Raw genomic sequence first — 20672 nt, forward strand, 5'->3', positions numbered from 1 at the left:
AAATTAGAAAAATTTAAACCAATAACCTAAAAGAACTGTTCGCCGTTTTCTGGCGGACTTTTCTGTTTTTACAGGGTTTGGGGGGGTTGAAATTAGGATGAAAAGTTGGCATACTTGATTTCCAGACTTTCTTGGAGGAATACGCATGCGAAAACGTCATATTCAGCTGCTGGTTGGCATAGTTATGCTGGCTGCGGTATTTTTAATGGGCTTTGGGGTCCATCAACTCAACGTAAAATCGAGTGATGATAAAGCCGTGGCCATGAAAACGATGTCATCTAGTTCCAGCACACAGATTCATTCAACCAATCAAAAACAAAACATTCCCACCATCTTTATTCACGGAGTTGGCGGTAAATTAATTTCTGAACGACCCATGGTGGCGGAAGCCGTGAAAGCTAAAAAAGCCAGTTGGGGATTAACGGTCTACGTCCGTGCTAACGGCCAAATTAATATTCATGGCACTCTAAAAAATAAAAACAATCCAATTATTCTAGTTCAATTTAACAATAACGTTGCCGGAGAAGAACAGGATGCTAAGTGGCTCAAGGCGGTTTTGGCTGAGCTCAAAACTAAGTATGAGGTTGAAAACTATAATCTAGTTGGTCACTCAATGGGTGCCTACGCGGCCGTTTACTACGCGGAGTATTTCAGCCAAGCAGGCAATCAGCCCCAAATGAACAAACTGATCACAATTGCTGGACCGTTCGATGGTATCCTAGCTCGGCGACGTTATCATTGGGAACACCGGGTGCCCAGGTGGGAACTGAAACTTTGGGATGACTCGGAAAATTTGAACCATGTCGGCACCAATGGCAAACCTGCCATTATTCATCCTGAATATCGAACGCTACTTCAGAAGCGTAACCAGTTTCCGCAGCAGGTAGCCGTTCTTAACTTATTTGGCAACGTTGGCAGCGGCCATAACTCTGATGGGACGGTTTCAACAGCATCTGCTCGGTCGTTAAGATACTTGGTGACTGGGCGGGCAAAATCCTATCAGGAAGAAGAAATAACCGGCCAGAATGCATCTCATTTTGCGCTACATCAAGATAACAAAGCAGTCCGCCAATGGATCTTAAGGTTCTTGTGGCAGGACAAAACACCTTAAATTGAAATCTGACCGGCAAGACGTACTTAGATCAAAGACGAAGCTGAAACAAAAGTAAATGATTTGTGACAAAGCACCCTATTTTGACAACAAACTAGGGTGTTATTTTGTTTGCTCAACACCTAGAATAAGAATCAATTCATACAGATACCCAGATTTGAAATGAACTGCTCACCAGCAAATAAGACGTATCTGGTATGAAAATCTTTTATAGGATTACCAATGAATCGGGCAATCAGGTAATCACCCTTTAAGGAGAAAATGAAAATGACTGATAAAAAATTTTACGACATCGCTTTAGATCAAAGCGATAAACAAGCAATTGCTGACCGCGCCGAAATTCGTGAACTACTGGAATACGAACGCTGGGCACGTGACAACAACCACTATGACCTTGAAGCTGCCTGCTACAGTGATGATGCTATAATTCATGTCTCCTGGTATGACGGGCCTGCTAAAGGTTATTTCGAATCTGTTGCAAAAGCTAATGGTGGCGGTGCCAAGCACAAGATTTTCTACACAACTGTCTGGCTCAATGGCGACAAAGCAATTGCTGAAATGTCGGTCATGATGCTTTCCCCACGAATCGAAGTGGACGGACAGAAACTGGATTTGCATTCATACGCCCGAATCTTCACCCGCTTGGAAAAACAAAACGGCGTGTGGAAGATTCTGAGCGGTGACTGCATCTACGAACGCGACGAACTGGTACCGGTCGTTCCTGGCCTGCCAATCAACATTGACACCAAAGAACTGGCTTCCTATCGTGAGAGCTATCAAGGACTGTGCTACGTACTTGCGCGAACTGGAATGGAAGGTAGTAATGACGAGGCTGGTGACGACAAACCAGAAACTGTTGAAAAATTATACAACGATGCCAGCGAATGGATCTTCTCGTAACCGATGACTCTGGACAGCTGGCAGCTGGCATGTAACACTTAAGTTAGAAGAAAGACTTTGAAGCTGAACCATTCTAATATTTATTTGAGGAGTTTCCAAATGCCAAAACTAAATGTGCCACTCATTGCTCAACGACCGGAGTTACCCACTGGCTGCGAAATTACAGCGGTGACCATGATGCTGCAGTACCTGGGCGCTAGAGTGTCGAAAGTCCAATTAGCACGTGAAATGCCCCACAGTGATCAAGACCCAGAAGCAGGCTTCGTGGGTGATCCTTTCACTGATGACGGCAACACCGTTTATCCACCTGCACTGGTTGGTCTAATCACTAAGTATGCTGGTAGCGCTACTGATTTAACTGGCGCTGACTTGGTCACGTTGAAACGACAAATCGATCAGGGTCACCCCGTGGTCATCTGGGTGGGAGAATTCGATGGCTTTCACACCCACGCACTGACGTTGATTGGCTACGATGAGACTCACGTTCTGGTGAATGACTGCTGGACAGAAAAAATGGAAAGATTAAGTAATGAGCGCTTTGCGAGGATTCGTCAACGCCTTGGTAACCGCGCAATTACCGTATAAAAAAAGGACCTTTGGGACCTGCCTGACTAGGCTCAGGTAAGTGCCTTAGGTTCTTTTTACACCTTAATTGGATCAGCATTGGGATCGGCTAAGTAAGCACGACCGGTATTTTTCACAACCACTAAAGTTGCTAGATCCTGATTTAATTTCTGTCTAAATTGACTCATTATATCAGCGTTTGACCGCTCCTTTTGGCCGCTTTGATACAAATTTTGAACAAAATCATCATAAGCATCTTCAATGACTTCTCTGACACTGCGCACATTGGAGTAACTTGGCGGATTATTGCCTTTTTTGTGGAAATCCTTTTGACTCGCGACGTCCCGCTCCAAAGTGGCTGGAGGAAATGCCAATGCGTCAAGTACTTGGTCGAAACTCGGCAAATCATACTTGTCGATAATTTCGTCAGATTCCAGTTCAGGTAGAGACATGTAACGATCACTTCCTCTGATCAGATTAAATTGATAGTTAATGTTGAGTCTCACAGAATCTCATTTACGCAATCCGAACCGCAAGCCGAGCATCCTCAATTCCAAAAACCGTCCGCTGACAGAAGCGATTCATGACCGTTTTGAGAAATACAGCGACGATTTCGGCCAACTGTCCCTTGTCACGACCACTCATCACCGGTTGTCGATAACGAATCGTTAAAATGGCACGGTGATGTTGGTGGTCCGCACGAACGGCAGCCAACTTCGCCACACCTTTCTGTCGACTTGAAGTATAGGGTACGTCAGTTAGCCACTCATCCGTCCAAGGACTCTGTGAAAGCAACAGTTCGTTGATTGCAGACTCCAGCTGATGGCCAGATGTGGTATGACGCTGATTATGACGGTCGAGCCAATCAATGTAGACTGGCAGCTGAAAGATAAGTGTTGTTGCGATAAGATTCCCCTACTTTCTAAAAACTCACATTGGTTGACAGTATACTTCAGTATTTTAGTAAAATTCAACCTTATCAGTAGAAAATACACATCTTTAACTTAAAATTAATTTGACTGTAAAATAAATGAATTTATAAATTCTAAATTTAAGTGGTCGTGACAAATCTTGGCTTGAAAAACGCCTTAAATTTAAAGGGGAAGGTGCTGAAATCGCCTTCCCCTTTGAGTGCTATTTACATTTTCGCCACCGGTTAATCGTTCGCACGGCGATAGGCCAAGAGCTGCTGACTGATCGACTTTGTTTGTTCATAAACTTGACTGTAAATTTGATGAAGCTGCGCGTACTTTTCCGCGTTCTCTGGATTTGGAACGTATGATTTACCAAAGTGAACAAACTTCTCCGCACACTCTTGGAAATCTTTAAACCAGCCGAGACCGACAGCAGCAATCATCGCGGCACCCATTCCAGGCCCCTGTTCGTTAGTTAGGCTGACCACTTTTTTATTGAAAATATCAGCCTGAATTTGCAACCATAGCGGGCTCTTAGCCCCGCCCCCGATCGCAACGACGGTATCAAATTCCTTGTGGTTTTGATCATAGATATCCATGATATCTCTAAACGAAAAGATAATGCCTTCCATGACGGCACGGACAAAATCATGCTTCTTGTGGGTGCCGTCAACGCCAGTAAAGCTCCCGCGAATGTCCGCATCAGCATACGGCGCCCGTTCGCCAACGATGTAGGGCGTATAAAGTAACCCGTTAGCGCCAACTGGTGAATCACCGGCACTGGCAACCATCTCGTCAAACGATTGCTCCTGAGCAAATGTTCGTTTGAACCAGTTTAAAGAATAACCAGCAGCCAGCGTCACGCCCATTGAATAATAGGAAGCTGGAATCGCGTGATCTTCGAATTGCAACACGCCGTGGTAGTCCACGTTAGGATCTTCCTCGTATTTCAAAACGACCCCCGACGTGCCGATACTTGACAACACCATGTTAGGCGAAAGAATGCCGGCACCAACAGCTCCAGCCGCGTTATCCGCAGCACCACCAAAGACTTCAGTGTGGGTGTCTAGGCCAGAAAAGATCGCATAACTATCAGAAATGTGCCCGGCAGAATCCACTGACTGCATGAGTGGTGGGCACATGGAAATCGGAATATCAAATGCATTACAGATTTCTTGACTCCACTGCCCATTTTTCACGTCGAGTAAAACGGTCCCAGTTGCATCCGAGTAATCCATCGCGAGCTGACCAGTCATGCGATAACGGACATAATCTTTTGGCAATAAAAAGGTCTTGGCCTTTGACCAGATATTTGGCTCATTTTCTTTGACCCAGAGCATCTTGGGCAGGGTAAAGCCCTCTAGTGGCCGGTTTTTTGTGATGTCGATAAACTTATTACCGAGTTTAGCTTCAATTTCTTTACGCTGCTTGGTCGTCCGCGTGTCATTCCACAAGATAGCAGGGCGTAAAACTTGGTTGTTTTCGTCGAGCAGAACCAGCCCATGCATTTGCCCGGAAAAACTGATCCCTGAAATTTCAGCGGGCTTGATATGATCATCCAAAATCAGCCGCACAATGGCAACCGTTGTGCCAGAGATCCAGTCTTCGGGATTTTGTTCACTGTATTCCGGACGTGACTGGATCAGTGGGTAATCAAAGCTTTGCTGAGCGACGATCTCGCCACTGCGATCCATTGCGGAGACCTTAACAGCACTGGTACCTAAGTCCACGCCTAGTACGTATTCACTCATAACTTTATCTCCTTTTTGCCTATTATATCAGCAAAAAAGCAGTCAGCAGACAAACGGTCCACTGGCTGCTTCTTTAAACGACATTATTTACCTAAAACGTTTACGATGTAGTGGTTGATAATATCTTTGATTTGCTCCAAGTGATCTGAGGATGTTGCAGCACGCAGATCTGCTTGGGTCTTGTCTAATGTGTAATCTTCAAGCGTCTTGAAGGTTGCTTTGCCAGACTCTATGTCGGCTCCGATACCTGACTTGTATGAACTGTAACGGTCGGCAACGATCTTGTCCAAAACGCCGTCTTCCTTCATCTTCAAGGCAACGCGCAGGCCTGCAGCAAAGCTATCCATTCCAACGATGTGGCCATAGAATAAATCGTTAGCTTCAAATGATGAACGACGAGGCTTAGCATCGAAGTTTAAGCCACCACGAGGGCCAATGCCGCCTTCTTGAACCACTTCATACATTGCAGCAGTGGTTTCGTACAAGTTTGAAGGATATTCATCAATATCCCAGCCAATCAGCTTGTCACCTTGGTTAGCATCCAATGAACCTAACAGACCAGCTTCACGAGCTACACGGATCTCATGTTGATAAGTGTGGCCAGCTAAGTTAGCGTGGTTGCCTTCCAGGTTCAGCTTGAAGTCTTTATCCAAACCATACGTCTTCATGAAGGCAATGGTTGTAGCTGCATCAAAGTCATATTGATGAGTTGTTGGTTCCTTAGGCTTTGGCTCGAGTAACATTTGAGCATCGAAACCAATTTCGTTCGCGTAATCCTTAGCCATGTGGAACAGTTTTGCAGCGTGTTCTTGTTCCAGCTTCATGTTGGTGTTCCAGAGTGATTCGTAACCTTCACGGCCACCCCAGAAGACGTAGTTCTCTGAGCCGACCCGCTTACCAATTTCAAGACTGTGCTTTAATTGGGCAGCTGAGTAAGCAAAGATATCAGCGTATGGAGAAGTCCCAGCACCGGCAACGAAACGAGGGTTCGTAAACAGATTCGAAGTGTTCCAAAGAACTTTCATTCCAGAAGTCTTTTGGTATTCAACAATCTTGTCAACGACCTTGTCCAAGTTCTTGTTGGTTTCACGAAGGGTGTCACCTTCAGGAGCTAAGTCACGATCATGAAAGGCTAAGAAGTCAACACCAAGCTTACGATAGAATTCAAAGGCGTAGTCAACCTTGGCTAACGCATTATCCATTGGATCGGTGTACTTGTCATATGGACGCATGGCAGTCCCGTCACCGAATGGGTCAACCAAACGTTGGTCAAAGGTGTGCCAGTAAGCAACTGAGAAACGAAGCCAGTCGCGCATCTTTTTGCCGCCAATCACTTCGTCTGGGTTATAGTAGTGGAATTGCGCACCTGAACCTAAATCTTTATTCCCAGCATATTCAATATTTTTCATGTTCCATAAATCTTCAGCCATTAAAACAGCCTCCTAAAATTTATTTAATTGGTTTTAATTAGTTTGTTCAAACAACCAACTCACAAAATATAGTATAGCGCTTACATTTTAAAATTCAAGTGGTTGATAGTAAATACTTCGCAGGATTTTCCTAAATCACTGTTATATCAGGTCCTAAAGAAGCTGAAATAATTTCACCGGAAAGCGAGAACTTTTAGAGTTTGCTTAAAAATCAACACTTTGTGAAACTATCATGATAGCAACCCTGTTTCGTATGCTGTATCAGCGAACAGTTAGCATAACAATCGCGTCTTTTAAAATAAAATATCAGGCTATGGCTGCTACATAGTGATACTAAAAATGAGCTCCCTGAAATTCAGAGAACCCACTTTTAAGTTGCTAGACTATGTGATTTAAACGAAATTTGGACACGCTCATTTTTTCCTAAAGTCATTAAACGTTAGCCTGAGCCGCAAAATTCAGCTTAAAGTCCTCCATATCAAGAACCTGACGCGTGACTAGAGCACAGCCACCTAGTAGAGTCGCATAGTGCGAATTCTTGGTCAATTTAATGGGAATCGAAATCGACGGCACCATTGCCTGATAAGCGGTTTCAATTCTGCTAGTTAATTCTGGCAAGGATTCAATCAGGGGCGAATTTAGGAAGACCGCATCTGGATCAAAACTATTAGTGGTATTAACAATGATTTTGGCCATGTTTTCTACGAAGGTTGCTATCGCTCGCGAAGTCACTTCATCACCTTGCTGATAGAGTTCCACGACGTCTTGTCGATTCAACGGAATGTTGTCCTTAGCTTCACTGATCTGATTGATTATGGCATCTTCGGAACAGTAGTCCTCAACTTTCTTTGTATTATTGTCCGCACCCGCGCCAACTTGCAGAGAACGGCCAATTTCTCCAGCTTCGCCGTGGGTCCCGCGATAGAGACTCTGATTAATAATCAGTCCAGCACCGATCCCACGGTGAACACTGATGGTCAATATATTGTTGAGGTGTTCATTGCTGGCGTTGAAATCACGTTCATAAACCACGGCCGCATTAGCTTCATTTTCCAGCAATACCGGCACTTGATACTTTTCGGTAAATCGTTTTGCCAAGTCAACATCGTCCATAATCAAAAACGGTGAATAAGTGACCTGATTGCGATCAACAGTCCCGTGAATCGCAAAACTAATGCCTAGTAGGCCGTGACTGGTGTTCCCCATTTTAGCTGCTTTTTCGATCTGTTCATCAATCAAGGGCAAGATCTGGTTTAAGGTGAGGTTTTTAACGTTGACCTGACTATACGAAAGAATATCACCCGACAAATTATTTTGCATAATGTGCAAATGGCGATAACCAAAATCAAAGTTTAAGGTGTAACCGTAACGGCGATTGATTGCCAACAGAACCGGCTTACGGCCACCAACGTTTGAAGCCTCCCCTTCCCCTAATTCCTCGACGTAGCCTAATTCCTTTAAATCCTTGTAAAGAGATGAAACCGTCGATTTATTGAGGGCCAGGTTACGTGAAATTTCGATCCGTGAGATTGGCTGATGATTAAAGACCTGTGCCAGCACAGATTGAATATTTTGTTGGTGTAGCTGCATTCGATTCCGTATTGCATTTGCCAACTTAACGCCCCTCCGTTCCAATATTATTCATAAAATCATTGTACACTAATCCTCCACAAGCTACCAAGTATAATTCTGATAATTGTTCGCTTTCAGCCCTGACATCATTAAGCTGCGAAAAACCAGTCTGAGGTGGACATCCGATAGGAAAAGCCAAGTTCATTTTAAGCGACTAGATACCGTTCAAGAATAAGGAATTACCCGAACAATCAGGTTTCTTACCACGACAGAATTTAATAACTCACATAAGATTTTGGGCGATTCCTCTAAAACTTTTTATTTTGTGGCAGATTCGCCCACTCTTTTACGCTAGCTATTGCACGACACACGTGCTTTCGGGTATGCTGAAGAGAAACAAACCAATTCAGTTTTAACAGTTTAGAAAATAAGGAGTTTCACAAGCATGAAAATCGCAGAATTTGGGATCGAAAACTGGCTTAACCAGTGGGAGAAGTCAGCAAAATATGATATTTCACAAAGCACCATTAAATCAATGAGTGTGGCGGAGTTACTGAAAGTTAACGGTGATAATGAACAGGCGTTAACGGAACAACTGCTGAACACACAAATGAACTACGGCTGGATTGAGGGTTCGCCCGAATTCAAACAGCTTGTTAGTCAGATGTATCACCACGTCAAACCGAATCAAGTCTTACAGACCAACGGCGCCACGGGTGCGAACTACTTAGCGCTCTACTCAATGATTGAACCCGGCGACCACGTGATCAGTGAATACCCAAGTTATCAGCAGCTTTACGACATTCCCCGATCTCTGGGGGCTGACGTTGACCTTTGGCGGATCCACGAGAGTGACCACTGGCGACCTGACATTGACGAGCTTAAAAAATTGATTCGGCCAAACACCAAAATGATCTGCCTGAATAACGCGAACAATCCGACTGGTACTTTACTGGACTACGAGTTCATGCAACAGGTCGTTGATATCGCTGCCTCAGTTGGTGCTTACGTGCTCGTCGATGAAGTTTACCTACCTCTGGATCATCCTGAGGCCTTCACTTCCATCATCGACATGTACGACCGCGGCATCGTTACCAATTCTCTGTCCAAAAGTTTCTCCTTCCCCGGCGTCCGCATTGGCTGGGTAATCGCCAACGATGAAGTAACTGACATCTTTCGTAAATACCGCGATTACACCATGATCTGTGGTGGTGTCTGGAACGATATCCTAGCCGTCTACATTCTTCAGCATCAAGATCAAGTCCTCGCACACAACCAAAAACTGGTGCTCCATGATCTGGAAATCTTTAAAAACTGGGTCGACCAAGAGCCACGGGTCAGTGTCATTTTGCCCCAAGCAGTTTCAACCTCTTGTATCAAATTGGACATTCCGGAAAGCACTGAAAGCTTTTGCTTACGCTTACTAAAAGAGACCGGTGTTTTACTCGTCCCTGGCGAACGTTTTGACTTGCCAGGATACGCCCGCTTAGGGTATTGTACAGATGAAACAACTTTAAAAACTGGACTCAAGAAATTATCTGCATTTTTACGTCAATTCGATTAATAACACGGAGGCTAAGAAAATGGCAGCAAATGAAGCGCTATTGATTATTGATTATACAAATGATTTTGTTCATGATAAGGGTGCCCTGACCTGTGGCGGACCTGGACAGGCGTTGGAGTCAACCATTATTGACCTTGCCAACCAGTTTGTTGCAAACGGTAGCTGGGTCATTTTACCGACCGACGTTCACACACCAAATGATCCCTACCACCCCGAAACCAAGCTGTTTCCGCCGCATAATGTGCGTGGCACTTGGGGACGTGAGTTCTACGGTGAACTGAAGCCTTGGTTTGAAGCCCACCAAAAAGATGATAAAGTATATATGTATGACAAGACCCGCTACAGTGCATTTGCCGGGACTGACCTTGACCTTCGTTTACGCGAACGCCACGTCGACACTCTGCACTTGGTGGGGGTCTGCACCGACATTTGCGTGCTGCATACCGCAGTCGATGCGTATAATTTAAACTATAACGTGATCGTCCATAAAGATGGCGTTGCGGCCTTAACGCCTGCCGGTCAAACTTGGGCACTAGACCATTTTGAACACGTTTTGGGCGACCAAGTTGTTTAGAAAAGAGTCGGTGATATGCAACCGTATTTTAACAAAGTCACACAGGCTGGTTACGACCGTATCGTAGCTGAAATTGAGGCGTTGAAGAAGGATCGACCGGCGAAAATCGAGGCTTTATCCGCTGCTCGCGCACTTGGTGATCTATCCGAAAATGCTGAATATTCTTCAGCTAAACGCGATTTACGCCATCTGGAAAGTCGCTTACGCTACCTCGACAAACAACTTCGTTACGCCAAAGTTTACGAGCCCAGCGACAACGGTATCATTGAAATTGGAAAGTTTGTGTCCCTGCAGTTTCTCGATGATCGATCCGAGGAGACCTTTGAGTTAGTGGGTAATCCGGAAGCCGATATTGGTACCAATAAAATCTCGTTATCGTCACCGATCGGCAAAGCTTTAATTGACCACACTGCTGGTGATACGGTCACCATCCAATCGCCAAACGGTAGTTATCAGGTTAAAATTATGAACGTCAAAAAATCGGATCAGTAGTTTCATCCGACTTAAAAAGCAGCGACAAGTTTCTTCAACTTATCGCTGCTTTTTGTGTCCACCAAGATTGGTCGAGTTGCACTTCCGACCACTCTATAATTGAGAAATCGTCTTCATCAACGCTTAAATCTTTGCTAAGGCCTGGGCTAAATCCGCAATCAAGTCATCAGCATTTTCAATACCAACGGATATCCGAATCAAATCTGGCGTGATCCCCGTTTGCTTCAACTGCTCCTCGTTTAACTGGGCGTGTGTGGTTGAGGCTGGATGAATGATTAAGGAATGCGCGTCGCCAACGTTTGCTAATAATGAGAAAAGATCAAGGTTTTCAATCAACTGCTTACCCGCTGCCTCACCACCTTTCAAACCAAGTGTGAAGATTGAACCGGTGCCCTTTGGAAAGTACTTTTGAGCCAGTTCATGATAGGGACTGTCTGGAAGACTAGGATAGTTGACCCAGGCAACTTTGGGATTTTTCACGAGGTAGTCCACAATTTTTTCGGTATTTGCTACGTGTCGCTCTACCCGCAGCGAAAGTGATTCCAAGCCTTGAATGAGCAGGAACGAATTAAACGGACTGATGGCCGCACCTGTGTCCCGTAACGTCTGGGCACGAACCTTAGTTGTAAATGCAGCTGGTTTTAAATCATTCCAGACGATACCGTTATAAGTTGGGTCAGGCTTTGTGAAATCAGGGTATTTCCCACTGGCTGCATAATCGAATTGACCGTTTTCAACGATCACACCACCCATAGTTGTGCCGTGACCGCCAATGAATTTAGTTGCGGAATGAACAACAACGTCAACCCCAAAATCTAAGGGCTGGATCAAGTACGGTGTCCCAAAAGTGTTGTCGGCAATCAGAATAATCCCATTGTCGTGGGCAATTTTAGCGACCGCTTCAATATCGATAATGTTAATGCCTGGGTTACCGATCGTTTCGATGTATAGCGCCTTCGTATGCTCATCAATCGCATCGGCAAAATTCTGCGGGTCATCTGGGTCAACAAAGGTCGTTGTGATTCCCAATTTGGGCAGCGTCACGCTAAATAGATCATAGGTACCACCGTACAAGGTGCTGGCTGACACAATGTTGTCGCCAACACTGGCGACGTTTTGAACGGCTGCCGTCACCGCTGCTGCACCGGTGGCCAAGGCAACACCAGCCGTCCCGTTTTCTAGGGCAGCCACCCGTTTTTCAACCACTGCCGTTGTGGGATTAGTCAGTCGAGTGTAAATATTGCCAGGATCGGTCAAGGCAAACCGACCGGCAGCTTGAGCAGCATCCTTAAACACGTACGAAGTCGTTTGGTAAATTGGGACTGCTCGTGCACCCGTTTCATCAACGACTTGTCCTGCGTGAACCTGTTTCGTTTCAAAATGCAACTGATTATTTTCCGTCATCATTCAAGATCTCCTTCATCCAATTAGTGAGTTATAGTCTCCGAAATCCAAAAAAAGAGTTCGCCCCACACCAGCTTACTAGCTAGTATGGGACGAACGCTTCGTGTTACCACCCATTTTCACAGCGAATTCTCACTCACTGCCTCAACGACACCGATTGATGTCTGGGATCGTAACGCATCCTTGCGAGTCAGTTGCGTGAACAGCTAACCTTCAATCTGGGCTCATTCACCGTCTCTGGTCCTTCCTGTCTCTCACCAAGTACAGGTCGCTTTGTAAGACTTCAACAGCTACTATTCCCATCCGAATTTCGTTTTCTAATTGTCTTTTAATATATTCCGTTAAACGGCATCTGTCAACCACTATTTTAATGTTTGCAGCTACCAAACAAAATTACTTGATCTGCAAATGTTTTAATAGTTCATAAGAAATCTTCATGCCATCCTTGAAAGCCGAAACCGTTATGTTCTCATTGGGGGCATGATTATTCTGATCAAAATTGGCGTATGGAATTGTAAAAGCTGGGACTTTTAAAATATCTGACCAGATATAATTCGGGACGGTTCCGGGCATTGAAGGTTCAATTAAAGCTGAACCAGTGGCTGCTTTAATCGCGGCAGCTATGGCGGGAATCTTCGAATCAGAGCTAGCCGTCTTAGATGGCGGGGTGACCACCGGATAACTGATGGATAACGACTTTTCAGCGATCTCAGGTGCCAGTAGCTGATTGATCTCTCTGATTATCGTTTGAGGATCCTGATCAGCAACCAAGCGACAGTCACCCTTAATGGTCACGGTATGGGGAATAATGGTCTTAAGACCATCACCAGTATAACCACTTTCAATTCCCGAAATGTTGAACGTTGGTTCAAACATCAGTTTACGATAAAAGACCCGTTTTTCTTTTGGCAATGTAAAAGTCCCGGTTTGCTGCTGAAATGCCATTGGATCATAGGGTAACTGATCGATCCACTGAACTTCTTGTGCCGTTGGCTCGAGAATGCCATCGTAGAAATGCGGTATTTTAACCCTGTTGGTGTTGGCATCATACAGTCGATTCAGTACCGCCATTAACTTTAACACAGGATTTTCCATAATATTTCCTAAATTCCCAGAATGATTATCCTTCGAGCCAGTCTGGACAGTGATTTCAAATCCTAATGCACCGCGGTTACCAAGCCGCAACACGTGATCTCCAGACTGGTTGATCGAACCATCGACAATAATCGCACAGCAAACATCCGCCAGGTCAGTATTTGCCAATTGTTTAACGATCACTGGTAAGTTCTGACTGCCCTGCTCTTCTTCGCCATCAATCAGCAGTTTAATCGTAAACGGGAAACGACCATGCAACTGCTTATAAGTGTAAAGGCCAAAGATCTGTGCCAGTAATTGACCCTTATTGTCACCCGTACCACGGCCGAACAAACGGCCGTCTCTTTCCGTCAGCACATAGGGATCAGTGTGCCACAGCTTTCGATCGCCTGGCATCATCGCATCATAATGGCCATAGAGCAGTACTGATTGCGCCGTTTGAAATCCCATCGTTGCCACAATAATGGGCGATCCCTTTGTGGTATGAACTTCGACCTTCGCATCCAACAAAGTTTTGAGTAGCTCAGTTAAATAACTGACCGTCTCAGGAATTCCTTCGTTCGTTGCACTGATTGACTTAAACGCAACCATTTTTCTTAGGTGATTCTGGAATTCAATTAAGTGTTCATCAATAAACTGGTCTTCCTTCGACACTTTAATCATCTCGATTTAGTTAATTGTTTAACTTAAAATGTTAGTTCATTCTTATTGAGTTGTACAGCTTGCAATCAAGTTTTATATCAAAAAAACGAGACCCACTTAACTGTCATCACGTAGGTCTCGCCTTTGTATTTAACACCTTTTTAAAATTAAGTCAGCCAATTTTTCCAAGTAACCTGGCTTAAATATTCACGCCGTTGGATCGACCTTTTTCTCAACCCAACCCAATACGGCATCGAGAATAATCGCCATTAAAGCTGTCGGCAGGGCACCGGCTAAGATGATGGCACTCCCATTGGTTGCGTTTGTTCCTCGGATAATGATATCCCCAAGGCCACCCGCGCCCACGAAGGTACCAATGGCTGTAATTCCAATCGCTAAGACGACGGCATTTCGTAAACCTGCCATAATCACGGACAGGGATAACGGAATTTCTACCAGCCGCAGTAACTGCGTCTTGGTCATTCCCATACCGGTACCAGCGTCCAACAAACTTGGATCCACATTCCGCATCCCAGTATCCGTATTTTTAATGATGGGTAACAGCGAATATAAGAACACCGTTACGATCACCGTGTTCACGCCAAGTCCGAGGCCAATCATAATGATCGACAGCATCGCTAGTGAGGGAATCGTTTGGATCACGTTGGCAATGCCGATAACCACGCCGCTCAGCTTACTATGATGAGCGATGTAGATGCCAATTGGGATCCCCACAATAGCGGCAATGAGCACGCCATACACAGAGATCAAGAAATGACGGTTAAATTGTGCCAGCACATAACTACCATTATGAGCATAGTAATAAATCAATTGTTCCCAAAGATTCATGTGGGCCATTAATCGTCACTCCCTTCAAAATAATGGTGCTGTTCAAGAAATTGTTTGGCAACGACTTCCGGTTCCATTAGATCATTATCGACTTTGTAATTCAGTTGTTGCATCGTCTTCAAACTGATCTTGCCGTTCAACTTATTAATAACCGGTCTCAATTCCGGATGTTTTTTAAGTACTTTGTCCGTCGCGACAGCACTGGCATCATACGGTGGGAAGAAATGCTTATTGTCCTTTAGCATCTTTAAATGATAACTGTTGACCCGGCCGTCAGTTGAATAACCAAGAATGGCATCCATTTTATCGGCTGCAACAGCGTCGTATACCAGCCCAATTTGCATTGGATGAACTTGTCCAAACTTATACCCGTAAACCTTTTGAAAGCCATCGTAGCCATCACCTTTTCGGTTTAGCCAAATTTGATCAATCCCAACATTCATATTCTTGGCAATTGGCTTCATATCACTGACAGTATTAAGATGATCTTTCTTAGCCGTTTTTTGGGTCACCATCCACACGTAGGTGTCGGAGAATCCATAACTTGGGAAATAGGTCATATGGTATTTCTTAGCAAAGGCTGTTTTAACTGTTCGAGTCGCCCGAGCTGAATTTCGATCCGCGGTTTTACCCAAAATCGTGGTTAAATCCGTTCCAACGTAACGAATCGCTGAAATATCAGCTTGATCATTTTTGAGGGCGTTAAATGAAACGGTACCAGAACCTAAATTATTAATAATCGTCGTGTGTAACTTGGTATCATGTTCAATCATATCTTGAAGCATATAAGACATAATCTGCTGCTCAGTTGTATTTTGCGACGCGATCCTAATCGTATCGCTGCCAGATCCTGCTAGACCTGGAAATCCACAGCCGGCTAATCCAATGACGCACAATAAGGAGAAGCCCAACATGATCAGCCATCTTTTGATGTTTTTCACGTCCTCTCCCCCTATCCCTGTGACGTTTTCGGCGTGATGGCAACTTCCAGTTTGCCAAGCAGCCAGTCAACGATCAGCGCTAGTATAATAACCGGAATCGACCCACCGAGAATCAAATCGGTTCGATACAAATTCAGTCCATTAAAGATAAAGTCACCCAGGCCTCCAGCACCAATGTACGATGCCAGCGCGGCCCATGCAATGACGTAGGTCGCTGACAAACGAATGCCGGACATAATCACCGGGCCAGCCAGCGGCACTTCAACTTTAATGATCGACTGCCAATTGGTCATACCCATTCCCTTAGCGGCATCTTTTAAGGATGGATCAACATCGTTCATTCCAATGTAGGTATTCCGCAATATCGGCAGCAGCGAATAAATGAACAAGGCAACAATCGCTGGCTTCACTCCAATACCAAATATCGGAATCATGAACGCTAGGAGCGCTAATGCCGGAATGGTCTGTAGCATACTGGCGATAGAAACCACCACGCTGGCCACTCTGTTCTTGACTCGCGTTAGTAACACGCCAACCGGGACGGCAACCAGAACCCCCAACCCTAACGAGATTCCTGAGATGTAAATATGTTGCCAGGTCTTACCCAGTAATGACCAGCCATAAACGGCCAAAAAGTGCATCATTGGGCAGCACCTCCTTGTTGCGAGCTATCGGCCTTACTCTCACTCTTATCATCATCGCCCCATAACGCATCATAGACAATGTCAACTAGGGCAGCACGGGTAACGATACCCACCAGCCGGTGTTCAGAATCAACAACTGGCACGTTCTTAAAGCCCCGTTTCAAAATCCGTTCGACGGTATCTCGAACCAGTGAATCAGACTGCACGTAAAAAACATCGTCGTGCATGACGTCGCCAACACTAGTCGCTGTCTGGAAGTTATAGTCGATATCTTCAATGTCGATGTAACCCTTCAAATAATTAGCATCATCGGTGACCAGCAGTGAATCGACTCGCCGATCATGCATCGTTTTCAAAGCTTCCTTAAGCAGCTTGTCTGGGGTGATCGATGCTGCATTTGTCAGCATCACTTGACCAACGGTGGTGATACTTGGCCGAGCCTGAATCAGACGATCTTTCCCAATTAAGTTTTCTACGAATTCATTGGCGGGGTGGCGTAAAATCTCATCAGGCGAAGCAACCTGCATGATCTTACCATCGTCCATCACGACAATTTTAGTGGCCAGGCTCAGCGCCTCATCCATATCATGGGTCACGAAAACCACCGTTTTACCTAACCTGGTCTGAAGATCCTTGATAAGATCTTGCAGGGATTCACGGGTGATTGGGTCAAGCGCGCCATAAGGTTCATCCATTAAAATCAGGTCTTGATCAGCGGCTAGGGCACGCACCACACCAATCCGTTGTTGCTGCCCACCGGAAAGCTCTGATGGGTAACGGTCAAGAAATTCTTCTGGCAGTTCAACAAGCTTAATCATTTCCTTTGCTCGTTCATCCATTTTCTTTTGCGGCCATTTAAGTAATTTTGGCACGATCGTGATATTTTGACGGATCGTCATGTGTGGCATCAAGCCAATGTTTTGAATCACGTAGCCGATTTTTCGGCGCAGTTTAACGGGATCCAATTCTGAAATATCTTTACCATTTAATTTAATTGTTCCGGAGGTTTGTTGCAGCATACGGTTGATCATCCGCATGGTCGTCGTCTTACCTGAACCAGACGTCCCGATAAGGCACACAAACTCCCCCTTTTCGATTTCAAGGCTAAAATCATCAACGGCTACTTTACCGCCGCTATATGTCTTGTTGAGATGTTCCATTGATAAAAAAGCGATCTTCATCCCATCCTCTCTATATCTATCTTGAACAAGTGTCTATCAAGTTATATTTTCATTGTAACACGTTTGTTTTGGCAACTTAATTGACAAACCCACACTGTTTGTTTTGATTTAGGTGTCCACTCAAGCAATGTCAACAAGGGCAAGCAAGTGGAATCTGTATTTTAAATGGTTGGTATTGATTAAAGCGAAAATTACCAAAATCGATGATACTAAGTTTAGCTTGAGCGCAAAGTAACTTCAAATCGCACAAGGTCGGGGTCAATCACATTCACCCACTATCTAGCAAATCAGCAATCATTGACAATAAAGGGCACCAATTACAATGTTCGCTGCCTTTTATTTCCCAACATTTCTCAGTTAACTACTAAATAAATTCTATAAACAATGGCCCTAAACCCTTATTTCACAAGGCTAATAGCTTCTATGCTACGTTTCAAAATATTACATGCAGCAGATTTATTTAATGGCATAGTAATTACCGCTTAACATAACTGAAACATTCGGCGTGTATTCTATTCACCAGTTAGTAACAAACAAGGGGATTATAAATTAAATGTCAAAAGGAAAAATAAAAATTAAAATAGCTTCATTTTTGTTAATCTTTGGTTTTGCCTTTGGAATGGCGACCGATGTCACTGCCAATTTTAGCGCTCAATCTCAAGTAACGACTGCTCAAGCTTCTTCAAAAGTTTCTGCCAGCCAAGCAAAGAAAATTGCTAAGATCAACGCCAACCTTTCAAAGAATCAGAAGGCTGCTAAAAAGTGGATCGCTAAACATGAATCGGGTTACAGTTACACGGCTCGCAACGGAAACTGTTATGGTCGTTATCAATTATTGAAATCATATTTACACGGTGATCTTAGTCCGGTTAACCAAGAAAAGACTGCTAACAAGTACGTCAGTGGTCGTTATGGTACTTGGACTAAAGCTAAGAAGTTCTGGCAGAATCACCACTGGTACTAAAATAACAGTCTATAATTAGTAAAAGCTCAGGCGGTTGGCCTGGGCTTTTTTATTTGGTCTTATTAAGTTTATCAACTTTTTTTGATAACTTGGAAACCTCTCTGGAAAGCTGCTTGATTTGTTTTGTTAAGGCTTCGTTTTGCTGGGCTTGAAGTGACTCCTGACCTGTCCGATCGGTGAAGAAGTCGGTGATCGTACTGGTTAACAAACCAATAAAACCAACACCACCAAGCATTAAAACAGTTGCAATTACTTTCCCCCACGCGGTATGCGGGGAATCATCACCATAACCGACTGTCGTTGCGGTCGTAATGGCCCACCACATTGATTCCGATAGCGACTGATGTTCTACGATTGAAAAAAATAGGGCACTAAAACAAATGATAACCACACTGATTGTAAACAAATAAATGAAGCCGGTATCGTAAGTAAAACGATGAAAGTCCCGGGTCCATTTACCCGAGATACCTAACCGCCAGAAAATGTGGTGAACCCGGACCATTGTTACAAGTCGACTCAGCCGAAACAGCGAAAATGCCGGGTGCATGGGCAAAATACCGATGAGATCAAAGGCATTTTCAATCAAAAACCACTTTCGGTTCTTCGCGGTCGCAAAGCGCACTAGATAGTCTAACAAAAAAATGATCCAGAGAGCTTGAAATATGAAGTTGCCAACTGAACCGATATTGACGTTCAGCATTAATAAGATAGCTAGTGTAGCGGAGGCAACTGCCAGTATAGCCACAATGATATGGTAAATAACCAGCCATTTTGCCTGCTGTGTCTTCGTCATTTGCATCATGAATTACTCTTTTCCCCAGAACCGTAAATTGCTTTCAACGCTTCAATATCGCCCTGAGACAATTTGGTGACCCCTTGATCAACCGGATACATGACAGACTGGCGTGATGTACTGTGGTCCAGTCCAAGCGCATGCCCTAGTTCATGAATGGCTACGGATTGTTTGATTGCCAGACGCGGATAGTAAACGTTAAGTCCGGCGCGGGCATGGTTGGCAGTGTACGCTCCCCAACCGGTCTGCTGCGTAATTTGCGGTCCCCCGTGCCCGGATTCGATCATCACGGATGAATTATTACTTCCAGAAGTCTTTTTTGAGTAAACGAAAAATGTAACTGAATTTTGTTTGGAAGTGCCCTCACCTGCAATCAGCTTCACCAGGCCAGTCTGATTGTAAACGTTAACGGCGTTTTCAAATACAGCTTGTGCACTGGCAGGGACATTACTATCAAAATGGTAATAGTACGTGCGTGATAGATTCTGTCCCTGAACGATTGATTCAATGGGCGTCTCATCAGCAGAGGTTTCGCTTTTAACTGTCCGGTGGGTAGTCGTTTTTAACATTGGATCGACCGTCTTAACAACGTTAGAAACAGCGGCACGCAAATCAACCGGCGACGGCTTGTTGTCAACTGACATGGGAATAAAAATAATGGCAAGGGCAAGGGTCCCCCAACCAATTAAACCACGAAATCGCAAAAGTACACCTCCCATTCAAAGATAATCATTAAACATAGATTAATGAGTTTGATGGGAAAGGTCAATTGTTAAGGTTGTGATGATAGAAAAATTTAAAAAAGGTGTGGAAAAACGCGGTTAAAGGCCGGCGTATAAGGCTACTTCGGCGGAATTTACGGTGGGCCGTAACGTGAATTATGCCGAAGTGGCCTTATACGTTGCGGAGCCTGATTATGCTACATAACAGTCAAGACCACCTCAGTCAATCCCAAATTCAATCCTAAAATTTCCGAGTCAAACCACTTGTAAAACAATGTAAAACTGGGTAGACTACGGCTACTTAATAAGGGAAGGCAAATGTTCCACTACTTCGATTGGGCCGTAGCTTCACCCATTGCCTGCCTCCCAAAACTGGGTAGCTTGCGGCCCACTATTGGTTGTCGGAAACTTGTTTAACATTTGATTCCCTCCTCGTAATAAATAGCGTTCACACCAGATGGCATACTGATGTGGACGTTTTTTTATGTGACGAATTATCACTCGAGCGCAACTTTTGACCTTTTATTTGTGAGACAAGAACTAAAGATATCAAATTTTACCAAAA

The 20672-nt window shown here is 44.5% G+C and carries 20 protein-coding genes; 7 read left to right on the forward strand and 13 right to left on the reverse strand.

Translation table 11 applies throughout. The features are described from left to right. Positions 1-145: 145 nt before the first annotated feature. From GM612_RS03470 to GM612_RS03480, 3 genes are all read left to right on the forward strand, one after another. Positions 146-1111, forward strand: coding sequence for an alpha/beta hydrolase (locus GM612_RS03470; protein ID WP_155431001.1), 966 nt, complete (start codon positions 146-148; stop codon positions 1109-1111). A gap of 267 nt (positions 1112-1378) precedes the next feature. Then, positions 1379-2011 carry a nuclear transport factor 2 family protein gene (locus GM612_RS03475; RefSeq protein ID WP_173021208.1) on the forward strand — a complete coding sequence of 211 codons (633 nt, stop codon included), beginning with the start codon at positions 1379-1381 and terminating at the stop codon, positions 2009-2011. Positions 2012-2110: 99 nt separating this feature from the next. Further along, positions 2111-2596, forward strand: coding sequence for a C39 family peptidase (locus GM612_RS03480; RefSeq protein WP_155431003.1), 486 nt, complete (start codon positions 2111-2113; stop codon positions 2594-2596). Positions 2597-2652: 56 nt separating this feature from the next. On the opposite strand, the gene GM612_RS03485 is transcribed toward GM612_RS03480, so the two are convergent. The 5 genes from GM612_RS03485 to GM612_RS03505 all read right to left on the reverse strand — a co-directional run bounded on the left by GM612_RS03485 (position 2653) and on the right by GM612_RS03505 (position 8284). Continuing rightward, a complete protein-coding gene (locus GM612_RS03485) occupies positions 2653-3027 on the reverse strand; it encodes a hypothetical protein (RefSeq protein ID WP_155431004.1) in 375 nt (124 codons plus the stop codon). Between the two features lie 64 nt (positions 3028-3091). Next, positions 3092-3370: a hypothetical protein gene (locus GM612_RS03490; protein ID WP_173021209.1), complete on the reverse strand. Its 279-nt coding sequence runs from the start codon at positions 3368-3370 to the stop codon at positions 3092-3094. 361 nt (positions 3371-3731) lie between these two features. Next, a complete protein-coding gene (gene xylB / locus GM612_RS03495; protein ID WP_155431006.1) occupies positions 3732-5240 on the reverse strand; it encodes a xylulokinase in 1509 nt (502 codons plus the stop codon). A gap of 83 nt (positions 5241-5323) precedes the next feature. Then, positions 5324-6670 carry a xylose isomerase gene (xylA, locus tag GM612_RS03500; protein ID WP_155431007.1) on the reverse strand — a complete coding sequence of 449 codons (1347 nt, stop codon included), beginning with the start codon at positions 6668-6670 and terminating at the stop codon, positions 5324-5326. A 432-nt stretch (positions 6671-7102) separates the two neighbouring features. Next, a complete protein-coding gene (locus GM612_RS03505) occupies positions 7103-8284 on the reverse strand; it encodes an ROK family transcriptional regulator (protein ID WP_246147527.1) in 1182 nt (393 codons plus the stop codon). Positions 8285-8687: 403 nt separating this feature from the next. On the opposite strand from GM612_RS03505, the gene GM612_RS03510 reads away from it, so the two are divergent. Genes GM612_RS03510 through greA form a run of 3 tightly spaced genes read left to right on the forward strand, consistent with a single transcriptional unit; the run spans position 8688 to position 10872 of the window. Further along, positions 8688-9806, forward strand: a complete 1119-nt coding sequence (locus GM612_RS03510) for an aminotransferase (RefSeq protein WP_155431008.1) — start codon at positions 8688-8690, stop codon at positions 9804-9806. A gap of 19 nt (positions 9807-9825) precedes the next feature. Continuing rightward, entirely contained in the window at positions 9826-10380 is a 555-nt protein-coding gene (locus GM612_RS03515; protein ID WP_155431009.1) for a cysteine hydrolase family protein, read from the forward strand. A 15-nt stretch (positions 10381-10395) separates the two neighbouring features. Further along, on the forward strand, positions 10396-10872 hold the full coding sequence (greA, locus tag GM612_RS03520) for a transcription elongation factor GreA (RefSeq protein WP_155431010.1): 477 nt from the start codon (positions 10396-10398) through the stop codon (positions 10870-10872). Between the two features lie 123 nt (positions 10873-10995). Here greA and GM612_RS03525 read toward each other — a convergent pair whose 3' ends face one another. The 6 genes from GM612_RS03525 to GM612_RS03550 all read right to left on the reverse strand — a co-directional run bounded on the left by GM612_RS03525 (position 10996) and on the right by GM612_RS03550 (position 17607). Further along, complete coding sequence (locus tag GM612_RS03525) at positions 10996-12279, reverse strand: O-acetylhomoserine aminocarboxypropyltransferase/cysteine synthase family protein (protein ID WP_155431011.1); 1284 nt, start codon at positions 12277-12279, stop codon at positions 10996-10998. A 390-nt stretch (positions 12280-12669) separates the two neighbouring features. Beyond that, complete coding sequence (locus tag GM612_RS03530; RefSeq protein ID WP_173021210.1) at positions 12670-14025, reverse strand: M20/M25/M40 family metallo-hydrolase; 1356 nt, start codon at positions 14023-14025, stop codon at positions 12670-12672. Positions 14026-14220: 195 nt separating this feature from the next. Further along, positions 14221-14871 (reverse strand): ABC transporter permease, encoded by a 651-nt coding sequence (locus GM612_RS03535; RefSeq protein ID WP_155431013.1) that lies wholly within the window; start codon positions 14869-14871, stop codon positions 14221-14223. Continuing rightward, complete coding sequence (locus GM612_RS03540; RefSeq protein WP_343031782.1) at positions 14871-15803, reverse strand: osmoprotectant ABC transporter substrate-binding protein; 933 nt, start codon at positions 15801-15803, stop codon at positions 14871-14873. Before GM612_RS03540 ends, GM612_RS03535 begins: the two co-directional genes overlap by 1 nt. A gap of 11 nt (positions 15804-15814) precedes the next feature. Beyond that, positions 15815-16447: an ABC transporter permease gene (locus GM612_RS03545; RefSeq protein WP_155431014.1), complete on the reverse strand. Its 633-nt coding sequence runs from the start codon at positions 16445-16447 to the stop codon at positions 15815-15817. Next, entirely contained in the window at positions 16444-17607 is a 1164-nt protein-coding gene (locus GM612_RS03550) for a betaine/proline/choline family ABC transporter ATP-binding protein (protein WP_173021220.1), read from the reverse strand. Before GM612_RS03550 ends, GM612_RS03545 begins: the two co-directional genes overlap by 4 nt. A gap of 640 nt (positions 17608-18247) precedes the next feature. Here GM612_RS03550 and GM612_RS03555 point away from each other — a divergent pair. After that, positions 18248-18592 carry an aggregation-promoting factor C-terminal-like domain-containing protein gene (locus tag GM612_RS03555; protein WP_425500328.1) on the forward strand — a complete coding sequence of 115 codons (345 nt, stop codon included), beginning with the start codon at positions 18248-18250 and terminating at the stop codon, positions 18590-18592. Positions 18593-18641: 49 nt separating this feature from the next. On the opposite strand, the gene GM612_RS03560 is transcribed toward GM612_RS03555, so the two are convergent. Both GM612_RS03560 and GM612_RS03565 read right to left on the reverse strand, forming a co-directional pair. Continuing rightward, on the reverse strand, positions 18642-19394 hold the full coding sequence (locus GM612_RS03560; RefSeq protein ID WP_246147529.1) for an ion channel: 753 nt from the start codon (positions 19392-19394) through the stop codon (positions 18642-18644). After that, the gene (locus GM612_RS03565; RefSeq protein WP_246147531.1) at positions 19391-20089 is read right to left on the reverse strand and encodes a matrixin family metalloprotease; all 699 of its coding nucleotides are present in this window, start codon (positions 20087-20089) and stop codon (positions 19391-19393) included. The genes GM612_RS03560 and GM612_RS03565 overlap by 4 nt, the downstream gene beginning before the upstream one ends. Between the last annotated feature and the right edge of the window lie 583 nt (positions 20090-20672).

This window comes from Secundilactobacillus folii, assembly GCF_009720675.1.
Classification (GTDB): domain Bacteria; phylum Bacillota; class Bacilli; order Lactobacillales; family Lactobacillaceae; genus Secundilactobacillus; species Secundilactobacillus folii.